General features: G+C 72.6%; 11 protein-coding genes. 3 read left to right on the top strand and 8 right to left on the bottom strand.

Going from position 1 to position 12,717, the window contains the following annotated elements:
• Window positions 1-180 precede the first annotated feature (180 nt).
• From ACA089_RS02125 to prmB, 7 genes are all read right to left on the bottom strand, one after another.
• On the bottom strand, window positions 181-834 hold the full coding sequence (locus ACA089_RS02125) for a phosphoribosylanthranilate isomerase (protein WP_372012944.1): 654 nt from the start codon (window positions 832-834) through the stop codon (window positions 181-183).
• Window positions 831-1,604: a tRNA pseudouridine(38-40) synthase TruA gene (gene truA, locus ACA089_RS02120; RefSeq protein ID WP_372012942.1), complete on the bottom strand. Its 774-nt coding sequence runs from the start codon at window positions 1,602-1,604 to the stop codon at window positions 831-833. Before truA ends, ACA089_RS02125 begins: the two co-directional genes overlap by 4 nt.
• A 16-nt stretch (window positions 1,605-1,620) precedes the next feature.
• On the bottom strand, window positions 1,621-3,318 hold the full coding sequence (locus tag ACA089_RS02115) for a FimV/HubP family polar landmark protein (RefSeq protein WP_372012940.1): 1,698 nt from the start codon (window positions 3,316-3,318) through the stop codon (window positions 1,621-1,623).
• 79 nt (window positions 3,319-3,397) lie between these two features.
• Window positions 3,398-4,423 (bottom strand): aspartate-semialdehyde dehydrogenase, encoded by a 1,026-nt coding sequence (locus tag ACA089_RS02110; RefSeq protein ID WP_372012938.1) that lies wholly within the window; start codon window positions 4,421-4,423, stop codon window positions 3,398-3,400.
• Window positions 4,424-4,540: 117 nt separating this feature from the next.
• Window positions 4,541-5,605, bottom strand: coding sequence for a 2-hydroxyacid dehydrogenase (locus ACA089_RS02105; protein WP_372012936.1), 1,065 nt, complete (start codon window positions 5,603-5,605; stop codon window positions 4,541-4,543).
• Between the two features lie 5 nt (window positions 5,606-5,610).
• Entirely contained in the window at window positions 5,611-6,732 is a 1,122-nt protein-coding gene (aroC, locus tag ACA089_RS02100) for a chorismate synthase (RefSeq protein WP_372012934.1), read from the bottom strand.
• 229 nt (window positions 6,733-6,961) lie between these two features.
• Window positions 6,962-7,891 (bottom strand): 50S ribosomal protein L3 N(5)-glutamine methyltransferase, encoded by a 930-nt coding sequence (prmB, locus tag ACA089_RS02095; protein WP_372012932.1) that lies wholly within the window; start codon window positions 7,889-7,891, stop codon window positions 6,962-6,964.
• 128 nt (window positions 7,892-8,019) lie between these two features.
• On the opposite strand from prmB, the gene ACA089_RS02090 reads away from it, so the two are divergent.
• Entirely contained in the window at window positions 8,020-8,673 is a 654-nt protein-coding gene (locus tag ACA089_RS02090; protein ID WP_372012930.1) for an SCO family protein, read from the top strand.
• Window positions 8,670-9,518 (top strand): archaetidylserine decarboxylase, encoded by an 849-nt coding sequence (gene asd / locus ACA089_RS02085; protein WP_372012928.1) that lies wholly within the window; start codon window positions 8,670-8,672, stop codon window positions 9,516-9,518. The genes ACA089_RS02090 and asd overlap by 4 nt, the downstream gene beginning before the upstream one ends.
• A gap of 12 nt (window positions 9,519-9,530) precedes the next feature.
• Here asd and ACA089_RS02080 read toward each other — a convergent pair whose 3' ends face one another.
• Window positions 9,531-11,090 (bottom strand): transglycosylase SLT domain-containing protein, encoded by a 1,560-nt coding sequence (locus tag ACA089_RS02080; protein ID WP_372012926.1) that lies wholly within the window; start codon window positions 11,088-11,090, stop codon window positions 9,531-9,533.
• Window positions 11,091-11,206: 116 nt separating this feature from the next.
• On the opposite strand from ACA089_RS02080, the gene ACA089_RS02075 reads away from it, so the two are divergent.
• On the top strand, window positions 11,207-12,715 hold the full coding sequence (locus ACA089_RS02075) for a helicase HerA-like domain-containing protein (protein ID WP_372012924.1): 1,509 nt from the start codon (window positions 11,207-11,209) through the stop codon (window positions 12,713-12,715).
• The last annotated feature ends 2 nt before the right edge of the window (window positions 12,716-12,717 follow it).

Raw genomic sequence — 12,717 nt, 5'->3', positions numbered from 1 at the left:
ATCCACGCCCCGCTCCACCCGGCACGGCTGCCTGCCTGCCGGACCGGATCGGCGCCCCCTCCCGGAACGCGCTCCACGGGAGCCGCGATGCATCGCGCCTCCCGCGTCCCGAACGCTACCGCGCTTCAGGGCCGCGGCAAAGTGCCACGGTTCCATTCCAGGATGATGACGCCCCGCGCCTCAGTCGCTGCTGCAGTCGGCGCGCCGGACCTCGGCGACGAAGCGGCGCATCTTCTCGCCGTCCTTGATCCCCGGCGACACCTCGATGCCGCTGGCCACGTCCACCGCCCACGGCAGCGTGGCCAGGATCGCGTCATGCACGTTGTCCGGGGTGATGCCCCCGGCCAGCACGAACGGCCGGTGCAGTCCGGTCGGCACGCGGCTCCAGTCGAACGGCTGCCCGGTCCCGCCGGCGCCGCCCTTGCCGTGGCTGTCGAACAGGAAGCCGTCGGCATTTGGCCAGCGCGCCTGCAGCGTGCGCGCATCCCAGTTCTCGCCGCCGGCCATCGGGATCGCCTTCATCCACGGCACGCGGAACGCGCGGCAGAACGCGTCGTCCTCGTCGCCATGGAACTGCAGCACGGCCGGGCGCACCTGGCGGACCACCTCGCGCACTTCGGCGGCGGTGTTGTCGCGGAACAGCGCCACCGCGCTGACCATCGGCGCCAGCGCCAGCCGCAGCTGCCGGGCCTCGGCCGCGGTCAGCCGGCGCGGGCTGCCGTGCGCGAACACGAAGCCGATCGCGTCCACGCCCAGTTCCCCGGCCAGGCGGACGTCGCCGGGACGGGTCATGCCGCAGAACTTGATCCGGGTGCGGTACAGGGTGCGGTTCACAGGCTCACTTCCTCGGGCAGGCCCCATTCGGGTGGATAGAGCGGACGCAGGAAGACCAGCCCCTGCGGCGGCGCCGTCGGCCCGGCCAGGGTGCGGTCGCGGCCGGCCAGCAGGCGGGCGATCCAGTCCTCGTCCTGCGTGCCTGCCCCCACTTCCAGCAACGAGCCCACGATATTCCTCACCATGTGATGGAGGAATGCGTTCGCCTGCACCTCGATCTCGACCGTTTCCCCGGCCCGCCGGACCAGGATCTCCTGCAGGTCGCGGCGCGCGTGCGGGGCCTGGCAGTGCACCGTCCGGAACGCGCTGAAGTCGTTCTCGCCCAGCAGCGCCTGCGCGGCGCGGTGCATGGCATCCGCATCCAGCGGGCGCCGCTCCCAGGCCATCAGTTGCCGGTACAGCGCCGGCCGCACCGGGCGGTTGACCAGCCGGTAGCGGTAGCGGCGCGCCCGCGCCGAGAAGCGGGCGTTGAAGTCCAGCGGCACCGGCACGCACCAGCGCACGCATACCGCCGGCGGCAGGCGCCCGCTCACGCCGAGGGTCCAGGCGCGCGGGTCGCGCTGGGCGGTGCTGTCGAAGTGCACCACCTGGCATTCCGCATGGACGCCGGCGTCGGTGCGGCCGGCGCAGGTCACGGTGATGGCCTGGTCGGCGACCGAGCCGAGCGCGCGCTCCAGCGCCGCCTGCACGGTCGGCGGGCCGCCGGGCCCGAGGCCCTGCCATCCCTGGAAGCCGCCGCCGTCATATTCGACGCCCAGCGCGTAACGCATCGCGACGCTTCCCGTGTCAGCCGATCTCGCGCAGCAGCTGGGCCGCTTCGTCGCGCGCGGAAGGATCCTGGCCCGCGGCCACCTCGCTCAGCAGCGCGCGCGCGGTCTGCACGTCGCCCAGGTCCAGGTAGGCGATCGCCAGTTCGAGCCGCTCGCGACCGGCGGGCGCGGGATTGAGCGGCGCCAGTCCGATCGCCGCGCCGGCCGTGCCGGTGTGCCAGGCCGGCACCGCGACATCGTCCGGGTGGGCCGCGGCGGGATAGGAGGTGTCCTCCGCGTAGGCGGCGTGGTGGGCCTCCTCCGGCGTATCGGCGGCCAGCACGGGGTCGGCGGCGGCCGCCTGTGCCGGAACCGCCGCGGCCAGCGCGGCGGCATCGAAGCCGCGGCCGCGCGGGGCCGGGATCGGCGACGGCTTGGGACGCCGGGCCAGCCACCACACCAGTGCGGCCGCCAGGACCAGGCCGAGGCCGCCCCAGAGCCAGACCGGCATGCCCGGAGCGCCGTCGGCCGTGGCGGCATTGCTGCGCGCCAGCGTCTGCTGCGCGGCGGCCAGCTCGCTGTCCTTGAGCTGGATCAGCTTGAGCTGCGCCTGCTGCATCTTTTCCAGTTCATCGACCCGGCTGCGCAGTTCCGCCAGTTCCGAGTCGCGCGTGGCCAGGTCTTCCTGGGCCTGGCGCAGTTGTTCGTTTGCCAGCATGTCGCCCTCGCCACCGGCGCCGAGTCCGGATTCTGTCGCCTGGGTCCCGGCCGCCGCGGCCGCCGGTGCGATTTCCAGCCGGGCCCCGGCCGGGGCGGCCGGCGCCGCGGCCGCCGCGGGCGCGGCCGGTGCCACGGTGCCGGTGTCGGCCGGCTGCGGGATCGCGGTCCGTGCCTGCCGCCATTGCGCGGTCTGTTCGCGCACCTGGGCCGCCGCCGATGCGGCGGTGGCGTCGTAGGCATCGGCATCCGGCATGCGCAGCACCGCGCCGCTGCGCACGCGATGGATGTTGCCGTCGATGAACGCGCCGGGATTGGCCCGCAGCAGCGCGATCATCGCCTCGTCGAGGCTGCGCCCGCCGCGGTCCATGCCGGCGGCGATCTGCGACAGGGTCTGGCCGCGCTCGACCCGGGCCACGACGTCGCCCGGCGCCGCGGCGGCGGGAACGGCACGGGGTTCGGCCGGCGCCGGGGGCGCGGAAGGGGCGGCCGGCGGGGCCGCATCGGGCGCGTCCGCCACCGGTTCGGGCTCGCGCACGATGGTGTCGGACGGCACCGCCGCGGGCGCCTGGATCGAGGGAGCCTCGATCGCCACCGCGGTCTGCGGCGCGGCGACGAGCGCCGAGTATTCGCGCACCAGCCGGCCCTGGCCCCAGTCCACCTCGACCAGGAACCCGACCGCCGCCACGTCGACCGGCGCGGTGCTGGTCACGCGCACGATCGCGCGGCCCTGGGCGTCGCTGGTGATCTCGAACTGGAGGTCGCTGACCAGGCCCGCCGGCGGCTGCAGGCCGACCCGGGCGAAGGTTTCCGGGGATGCCAGCCGCGCGCGCGCGTTCTCCAGCTCGCCCGGGGCGTTGGAAATGATCGGGATTTCCGCCAGCAGCGGCTGCCCCGGCGCCGACAGTACCCGGATCTGGCCCAGGCCGAGCGCCATCGCGCCGCTGCTCAGCAGCGACAGCCCGACCGCCAGCAACCAGTGCCACGGGCGCCTGGCGCCCCGTCCCCTCGTTCTCATGCGGCGCACTATAGCCGAGCCCCCCGGCCGAACACAGCCGGGCGGGCGGCGCAGGCCAAGGCCCGCGCCGCCGCGACGATCAGCGCTCCTGCGCGACCAGCTCGGCCAGCTGCACGGCGTTGAGCGCCGCGCCCTTGCGGATGTTGTCCGAGACGATCCACAGGTTCAGGCCGCGCGGGTGCGAGAAGTCCTCGCGGATCCGGCCGACGTAGACCGCGTCGTTGCCCGAGGCGTGCGTCACCGGGGTCGGGTAGCCGCCGGGCCTGCGCTCGTCGACCACTTCCACGCCCGGCGACTGCTCGAGCAGCGCGCGCGCGGCCTCCGGGGTGACCTTCTTCTTCGTCTCGATCGCCACCGCCTCGGAATGGCCGAAGAACACCGGCACGCGCACCGCGGTCGGGTTCACCTGGATGCTGTCGTCGCCGAGGATCTTGCGGGTCTCCCAGACCAGCTTCATCTCTTCCTTGGTGAAGCCGTTGTCCTGGAAGTCGTCGATGTGCGGGATCAGGTTGAAGGCGATCTGCACCGGGAAGCGCTGCGGGTCGGCGTCCTGGAAGTTGAGCAGCGCGCCGGTCTGCCGGCCCAGTTCCTCCAGCGCCGAACGGCCGGCGCCGGACACCGACTGGTAGGTGGCCACGTTGATGCGTTCGATGCCGTACTCGCGGTGGATCGGCGCCAGCGCGACCAGCATCTGCATGGTCGAGCAGTTCGGGTTGGCGATGATGCCGCGCGGGCGGTTCTTCGCCGCTTCCGGATTGACTTCCGACACCACCAGCGGCACGTCGTCGTCGTAGCGGAAGGCCGAGGAGTTGTCGATCACCACCGCGCCGGCGGCGGCGAACTTCGGGCCGTATTCCTTGGACACGCCGCCACCGGCCGAGAACAGGGCGATGTCCACGCCCTGGGGATCGAAGGTGGCCAGGTCGCGGACCGGGACCTTGCGGCCGCCGAAGTCGACCTCGCCGCCGGCGGAACGCTCGGAGGCCAGGGCGACCAGCTCGCCGACGGGGAACTGGCGCTCGGCCAGGATGGACAGCATGGTCTCGCCGACCGCGCCGGTGGCGCCGACGACGGCGACAGTGAAACGGCGTTCTGCAGTGCTCATGGTTTTTTCGTTTCCGGTTCTGTGTTCGTTGGAGGTGTCTCGCGCGGTGCGCGTCCGGGCCGGGTTCGGGGAACCTCTTCCTGGGTGCGGCCGGTGCTCCGGCGCCTGGGAGGTTCCCTACCGTTTGCCGGCCGCGGTTTTGCCGGTGGCGATGCCGGCGGCGTCGGTGGCGCCCGGTCGGGCGGCGGTGGTCTTCGTGGCGGTGACCGGCGTCGGCGGACGGCCCGCGTCCGGGCCCAGGCCCAGCGCCGCGAGCAGGTTGTCGACCGCCAGTTGCACCATCGCCCGGCGCGTGGCCAGGCTGGCGCTGCCGATGTGCGGGGTCAGCACCACGTTGCGCAGGGCCAGCAGTTCCGGGCGCACGGCCGGTTCGCCTTCGTACACGTCCAGGCCGGCCGCGGCCAGGCGTCCGTTCGCCAGGGCGTCGGCGAGCGCGGGCTCGTCGACCAGGCCGCCGCGGGCGATGTTCACCAGGGTCGCGGTCGGCTTCATCCGGGCCAGCGCGGCGGCGTCGATGAGGTGGTGGCTGGCCGCCGAATACGGCAGCACCAGGACCAGGTGGTCGGCCTGGGCGAGCAGCTCGTCGAACGTGGCGTAGCGCGCGCCCACGCTGCGTTCGACCGCGTCGGGCAGGCGCGAACGGTTGTGGTACAGCACCTTCATCCCGAAGCCGTGGTGGCCGCGCCTGGCGATGCCCTGCCCGATCCGGCCCATGCCGAGGATGCCGAGCGTGCGGCCGTGGATCTCGGCGCCGAGCATCGTGGAGAACGACCACTGCCGCCAATGCCCCCCGCGCAGCCACCGCTCGGACTCGGTGACCCGCCGGGCGGCGGCCATCAGCAGGGCGAAGCCGAGGTCGGCGGTGGTCTCGGTCAGCACGTCGGGCGTGTTGGTGGCGATGATCCCGCGCGCGTCGAGCGCGGCGATGTCCAGGTTGTTGTAGCCGACGCCGACGTTGGCGATCGCGCGCAGGCGCGGCGCGGCGGCCAGTTCGCCCGCGCCGATGCGCTCGTTGAGCGTGACCAGCGCGCCATCGGCGTCGCGCAGCGCGGCGGCCACGTCGGCCGGCGCGTGCTCGCTGACCGCCGACACCGCCTCCACCTCGCAATGCGCCGCCAGCTGGCCGACGATGTCGTCGAACAGCGGCTGCGACACCCAGACGCGGGGACGCGGGGCGGACATGGCGGCTAGCCCTGCCCGCCTTCGCCCAGCGCCGGCCCGGCGGGGATGCGCGGGGTGACCGTGCCGACGTCGCCGCACTGGGCCCGATGGCGCAGCGCGTGGTCCATCAGCACCAGCGCGACCATCGCCTCGGCAATGGGCGTGGCGCGGATGCCGACGCAGGGGTCGTGGCGCCCGGTGGTGACCACCTCGACCGGCTGGCCATGCACGTCCACGGTCGGGCCCGGCAGGCGCAGGCTGGAGGTCGGCTTCAGCGCGATCGAGGCCACCACCTGCTGGCCGGTGGAGATGCCGCCGAGGATGCCGCCGGCGTGGTTGCTGGCGAAGCCGTCCGGCGCGATCAGGTCGCGGTGCTGCGTGCCCTTCTGCGCGACCACGTCGAAGCCGTCGCCGATCTCCACGCCCTTGACCGCGTTGATGCTCATCAGCGCGGCGGCGAGTTCGCCGTCGAGCTTGCCGTAGATCGGCTCGCCCCACCCCGGCGGCACGCCATCGGCGACCACGGTCACGCGCGCGCCGACCGAGTCGCCGGACTTGCGCAGCGCGTCCATGTAGTTTTCGAGTTCGTCGACCTGGGCCGCATGCGGCCAGAAGAACGGGTTTTCCTCGACCGCGCGCCAGTCGAAGCCCGCCGGCTTCACCTGGCCGATCTGGGCCATGAAGCCGCGCACGCCCACGCCGTAACGCTGCTGCAGCCACTTCTTGGCGATGACCGCGGCGGCCACGCGCATGGTGGTCTCGCGCGCCGAACTGCGTCCGCCACCGCGTGGATCGCGGATGCCGTACTTCTGCCAGTAGCTGTAGTCGGCATGGCCGGGGCGGAACTGCGCGGCGATATTCGCGTAGTCCTTGCTGCGCGCGTCGGTGTTGCGCACCAGCAGCGCGATCGGCGTGCCCGTGGTACGGCCTTCGTAGACGCCCGACAGGATCTCGACTTCGTCGGCCTCGCGCCGCGCCGAGGTGTGGCGCGACTTTCCGGTGGCGCGGCGCTGCAGGTCGTGGGCGAACTCCTCCGGCGCGATCTCCAGCCCCGGCGGGCACCCGTCGACCACGCAGCCGATGGCCGGGCCGTGCGATTCGCCGAAGGTGGTGACCGACAACAGTTTGCCGAAGGTGTTGCTGCTCAAGGCGCCGCTCCGCGGGGGAGAACCGGTGGGGAGACGCGCAAGGATCGCACATCGGCGGGGCCTGCTGCAGTGCGGCAGGACGCGGGGAAATGTTGCCTTGGCAACGGTTTCCATGGGTGCGGCATGGTCCGCGAACACGCGGAGCCGGTCGGGGTCGCGCCCTGCCGCGACGGCAGGTCCGATCCCGGGACTGCCGATGCGTTCGCGGCCGGCCCGCGCCGCGCCCGCCTCAGCCGCGCGCGGCTGCCAGCTCGGCGATGCGCGCGTTGTGCGCGATCAGGTCGCGGCACTCGACCGCGAAGATGCCCATCTGCCCGACCTTGAACTCGATCCAGGCCAGGTCCAGCTCCGGCAGCAGCCTGACCAGGTGGCGCTCGGATTCGCCGACCTCGCACACCAGCAGGCCGTCCTGCGACAGGTGCAGCGGCGCGTCGCGCAGGATCTTCAGCACCAGGTCCAGCCCGTCCGGCCCGGCCCGCAGGCCCAGCTCGGGCTCGTACGAGTATTCCTTCGGCAGCGCGTCGGTCTCGTCGTCGGTGACGTACGGCGGGTTGGTGACGATCAGGTCGTAGTGGCGCCCGGTCAGTCCGGCGAACAGGTCGGACTTGAGCAGGGTCACGTTGTCGGCGTGCAGGCGCGCCTTGTTCTCGGCGGCCAGAGCCAGCGCGTCGTCGCTGATGTCCACGCCGTCGACCTGCCACTCCGGCTGGTAGTGGCCCATTGCGATGGCAATGCAGCCCGAGCCCGTGCACAGGTCGAGCGCGCGGCGCACCTCGCGGCCGCCGAGCCACGGCTCGAAACCGGCCTCGATCAGCTCGGCGATCGGCGAGCGCGGTACCAGCGCGCGCGCGTCGCTCTTGAAGCTCAGGCCCGCGAACCACGCCTCTCCGGTGAGGTAGGCAGCCGGCACGCGCTCGTCGATGCGACGCTGGAACAGCGCCAGGACCTTGTGCTTCTCCGCGGTGGTCAGGCGCGACTGGCCATAGACCGGGCTCAGGTCGTGCGGCAGGTGCAGCGCGTGCAGGACCAGCTGGGTGGCCTCGTCCATCGCATTGTCGTAGCTGTGGCCGAAGGTCAGCCCGGCCTCGTTGAAGCGGCTGCCGCCGTAGCGGATCAGGTCGATGAGGGTGTGCAGCTCGGCGGCCGGGTCGACGGTCATGGCGCGTGCCGCCGGGCGGCGGTGTCGGGAAAGGCCGGCGATTATAGGCCAGCGGGGCGCCTTCGCCCGACCGCGACCGCCCCTGCCGGTATCATGTCCGGCCTCGGACACACCGGATGCTGGACCGCATGTTCAACCGCACCTTCGGCTACATCCTCGCCGCCGCGCTGGCCGGCGGCCTCGGGCTGCTGGCCGCATGGCACTTCCTCGGCCGCGAACCCGGCCCCGCCGCGCCGGAGCTGAAAACCGTCACCCTGCTGCCGCAGCCGCGCGAACTGCCGGCGTTCAACCTGCGCCAGTCCGACGGCACGCCGCTGGTGCCGGGCGAACTGGCCGGGCACTGGACCCTGGTGTTCCTCGGCTTCACCTTCTGCCCCGACGTATGCCCCACCACGCTGGCCGAGCTGGCCCAGGCGCAGAAGCAGTGGGAAGCGCTGCCCGAATCCACGCGTCCGCGCGTGCTGTTCGTGTCGGTCGACCCGGAGCGCGACACCCCGGGCAAGGCCGGCGAGTACGCCCACGCCTTCCACCCGGACACCCTGGCCGCCACCGCCGACGTGCCGGCGCTGGAGAAGTTCGCCACCTCGGTCGGCTTCGTGTTCATGAAGGTCCCGGGCAAGGGCTTCGAGCAGAACCCGCAGGACTACAGCGTCGACCACTCGGCCAACATCGCCCTGCTCGACCCGCAGGGTCGCCTGGCGGGCCTGATCCGGCCGCCGTTCCAGCCGCAGGCGATCGCCGACGACCTCGCCCGCCTGACCGCCGCGGACCGCGCGCCATGAGCCTGATGACCACCCTCAGCTGGGTGCTGCCGCACCGGCTGCTGTCGTCGATCGCGCGCAGCGCCGCCTACTCGGACACGCCCTGGCTGAAGCAGCACTTCATCGACGCGGTGGTGCGCAACTTCGACGTCGACCTGGACGAGGCCGCCCAGCCCGACCCCACGGCGTACCCGACCTTCAATGCGTTCTTCACCCGTGCGCTCAAGCCGGGCGCGCGCACCCCGGACCCGGACCCGCGGGCGCTGCTGATGCCGGCCGACGGCCGGATCAGCCAGCTCGGGGCGATCGAGGCCGACGGCCGGATCTTCCAGGCCAAGGGCCAGTCCTTCACCGCCGCCGAGCTGCTCGGCGACGCCGAAGCCGCGCGCGTGTTCGCCGGCGGCCGCTTCGCGACCGTGTACCTGTCGCCGCGCGACTACCACCGCGTGCACATGCCGTGGACCGGCACGCTGCGCGAGACCGTGCACGTGCCCGGGCGGCTGTTCAGCGTGGGACCGGCCGCGGTCAGCCGCGTCCCGCGGCTGTTCGCGCGCAACGAGCGGCTGGTGTGCCACTTCGACACCGACTTCGGGCCGATGGCCTCGGTGATGGTGGGCGCGCTGCTCGTGTCCGGGGTGGAGACGGTCTGGAGCGGCGAGGAAATCCCCGCCTACGGCGACGACATCACCCGCAAGGATTGGCGCGGCAAGGGCATCGTGCTGGAGCGCTTCGCCGAGATGGCGCGCTTTAACTACGGCTCGACCGTGGTCGTGCTGCTGCCGCCGGGTGCGGCCACCCTGGCCCCCGGGCTGGGGGCCGAATCGCCGGTGCGGCTGGGCCAGGCGCTGGCCCACCTCGCCCGCTGATCCGGCGTCGCGCTACTTCGTGCAGCCTTCCAGTTTCAGCTGCTGGCCCTGGCGCACGCTGTAGCCCGGCGCCTTCAGTCCGTTGGCGCGCGCCAGCGCCTTGGCATCGCAGCCGTGGCGCTGGGCGATCCGGCCGAGCGTGTCGCCCTTGGCCACCCGGTAGCTGCGCGCCTGCTGCGCCTTGGGCGTGGCCGCCTGGGGGACGCCGGTCGCGACCGTGGTGGCCACGCCCGGCAACGGGGTCACGTCGCCGACGGCGACGGTGCCGCCCGGATCGTCGCGCACGATCGCCGCATTGACGTCGGCGGTCACCAGCGCCTGGGCCAGCTCGGTGCGCGCACCGCCGCTGCAGTGGCGGTGGTAGAGCCCGGCCACGCGGGTGGTGGCGTTGAGCGTGGTTCCGGCCGGGATCCAGGCCTCGGCCTCGTAGCGCGGGTTGAGGTTGCGCAGCGTGCGCATGTAGCCGTCGCGGTTGCCGTAGTTGCCCAGGCAGATCGTCAGCGCGTAGATGCTGGCCGGCCGCACCAGCTTGAACGTCGCCGGGTGTGCGTCGACCTTCGGGAAACCCACCCCGTACTGGCGCGGGTGCAGGTAGATCCAGGCCGCGGCGATCACCATCGGCACGTAGTCACGGGTCTCGGCCGGGAACTGGCTGTACACCGAGGCGTCCCAGAAGCCGGTGCCGCCGCTGGCGCGGTGTACCCGCAGGGCGCGGCCCTCGCCGCCGTTGTAGCCGGCCAGCGACAGCTCAACGTCGTTGTTGAGCTGGCGCAGGCGCTCGTTGAGGTAGGCGGCGCTGGCCATGGCCGCGCTGCGCGGGTCGTAGCGGCTGTCGAAGCCGCTGTCGTCCGGGCCGAGCCCGAAACGGCGGCCGGTGGCCGGCATGAACTGCATCGGGCCGGCGGCGCCCGCGCGCGAGACCGCATGCACGCGGCCGTTGGACTCCTTGGCCATGATCCCGAACAGCAGCGCCTCGGGCAGCCCGCGCCGCTCGAACTCCGGCCACATCAGGTGGCGCATGACCTGGTAGTTCTCGTAGCTGTCCATCAGCTGCGGACGCATGTCGGTCAGCCAGCGGCGGATGCCGGCCTGGATCGCGGGATTGAACTTGACCATGCGGTCGAAGGCGTGGCGGTTGTCGTCACCCAGCAGGCGGACGGCGCGGGCGGCCTCCGGGATGTCGGCGGCCAGCGCGGTGTCGGCCTCGAGCAGCCCCTCCTCGCCCGGATCCTCGTCCAGTTCCTCGCCGGCGGCGTCCACTTCGGCCTTCAGCAGGCGCTTCCACGTCGCCAGCAGGTCCGACATCGGGCAGCCCTTCTGCTTCACGCAGGCGTCGACCACGTCCTCCATGTCCTCGAGCGCGGCGTTGCTCTCGGTGGTGCCCTTCGGATCGCCGTTGGCGGCCAGCACCAGCGCATCGCGATAGCGCTGCTCGGCGGTGGCCATGCGCTGGACCAGGGCGTCGGAGGCGGCCCTGTCCTTGGCGGACACCCGTTGCGCGTGCGCGGACGGGACGAGGCAAAAGAGCAGCGCGGCGGCCAGCGGCCAGTGTTTCGGGACACGGAAGGACATCGGGCACATCGGAAAACGAAGCGACCGGCAGGGTAGCCGCCCGCCGCCGCGGGCGGCAAGCCGCGACCCCGCTAGAATCGACGCCACCACAGCCTGACATCGCCAGGAGGCGACGCATGGATCCGATCCTGCTCGGCAAGGGCCTCACCGACGACGTCCCCGTCGTCCTGCTGCCCAAGTACGGCAACCGCCACGGCCTGGTGGCCGGGGCCACCGGCACCGGCAAGACCGTGACCCTGATGACCCTGGCCGAGGGCTTCTCGCGGATCGGCGTGCCGGTTTTCATGGCCGACGTGAAGGGCGACGTGGCCGGGCTGGCCGTGGCCGGCGACGGCAACGCGAAGGTGGCGCAGCGTGCGGCCGAGGTGGGCGTGGCCGGCTACGCCCCCGGCGCCAGCCCGGTGGTGTTCTGGGACCTGTACGGCACGCTGGGGCATCCGGTGCGCACCACCGTCAGCGAGATGGGGCCGACCCTCATCGGCCGCATCCTGGAACTCAACGACACCCAGTCCGGCGTGCTCGACATCGTGTTCAAGCTGGCCGACGACCGCGGCCTGCTGCTGCTCGACCTGGACGACCTGCGCGCCCTGCTCAGCCTGGTCGCCGCGGAGCGCAAGGCGGTGTCGGCCGAGTACGGGCTGGTCAGCGCGCAGTCGGTGGCGGCGATCCAGCGCGCGCTGCTGCGCCTGTCGCAGGACGGCGGCGAAGGCTTCTTCGGCGAGCCGGCGCTGGAACTGGCCGACCTCATGCGCGTCGACCACGACGGCCGCGGCGTGATCGGCATCCTCGCCGCCGACCAGCTGATCCTCAAGCCGCGCCTGTACGCCACCTTCCTGCTGTGGCTGCTGTCGGAGCTGTTCGAGAACCTGCCCGAGGTCGGCGACCTGGACAAGCCGAAACTGGCCTTCATCTTCGACGAGGCGCACCTGCTGTTCGACGACGCGCCGCCCGCGCTGCAGCAGCGCATCGAGCAGGTCGTGCGCCTGATCCGCTCCAAGGGCGTGGGCGTGTACTTCTGTTCGCAGTTCCCCGACGACGTGCCCGACGACATCCTCGGCCAGCTCGGCAACCGCGTGCAGCACGCACTGCGCGCCTACACCCCGCGCGACCAGAAGGCGGTCAGGACCGCGGCCGAGACGTTCGTGCCGAATCCACGGCTGGACGTGGCCGCGACGCTGTCGCAGCTGGGGACCGGCGAGGCGCTGGTGTCCACGCTGCAGGAAAAGGGCGTGCCCTCGCCCGTCCAGCAGACCATGGTCGCGCCGCCGCGCTGCCGGATGGGCGCGATCACCGGCGCCGAGCGCGCGCAGGTGCGTGCGGGCAGTCCGCTCGGCACCCGCTACGACCACGCAGTCAACCGCGAATCGGCGACCGAGATGCTGGCCGCGCGTGCGCAGGCCGCCGCGGACAGCGTGCAGGCCCCGCCCGCGAAGGGGGGGGGCGCAGGCAAGACTCCGGCGCCGCAGGAGGAAGGCGGCTTCGGCAAGGCGGTCAGCGACGTGCTGTTCGGCAACGGCCGTCGCCAGGGGGTGATCGAGGCCTCCGGCAAGCAGGCCGCGCGCACCATCACCAACCAGATCGTGCGCGGGATCCTCGGCGGGATCTTCGGAGGCAGGAAGCGTTGAAC

The organism is Pseudoxanthomonas fibrivorans (assembly GCF_041464125.1).
Classification (GTDB): domain Bacteria; phylum Pseudomonadota; class Gammaproteobacteria; order Xanthomonadales; family Xanthomonadaceae; genus Pseudoxanthomonas.
Note: the sequence above shows the minus strand (reverse complement) of the source record. Positions and strands in the feature narration are given on the sequence as shown.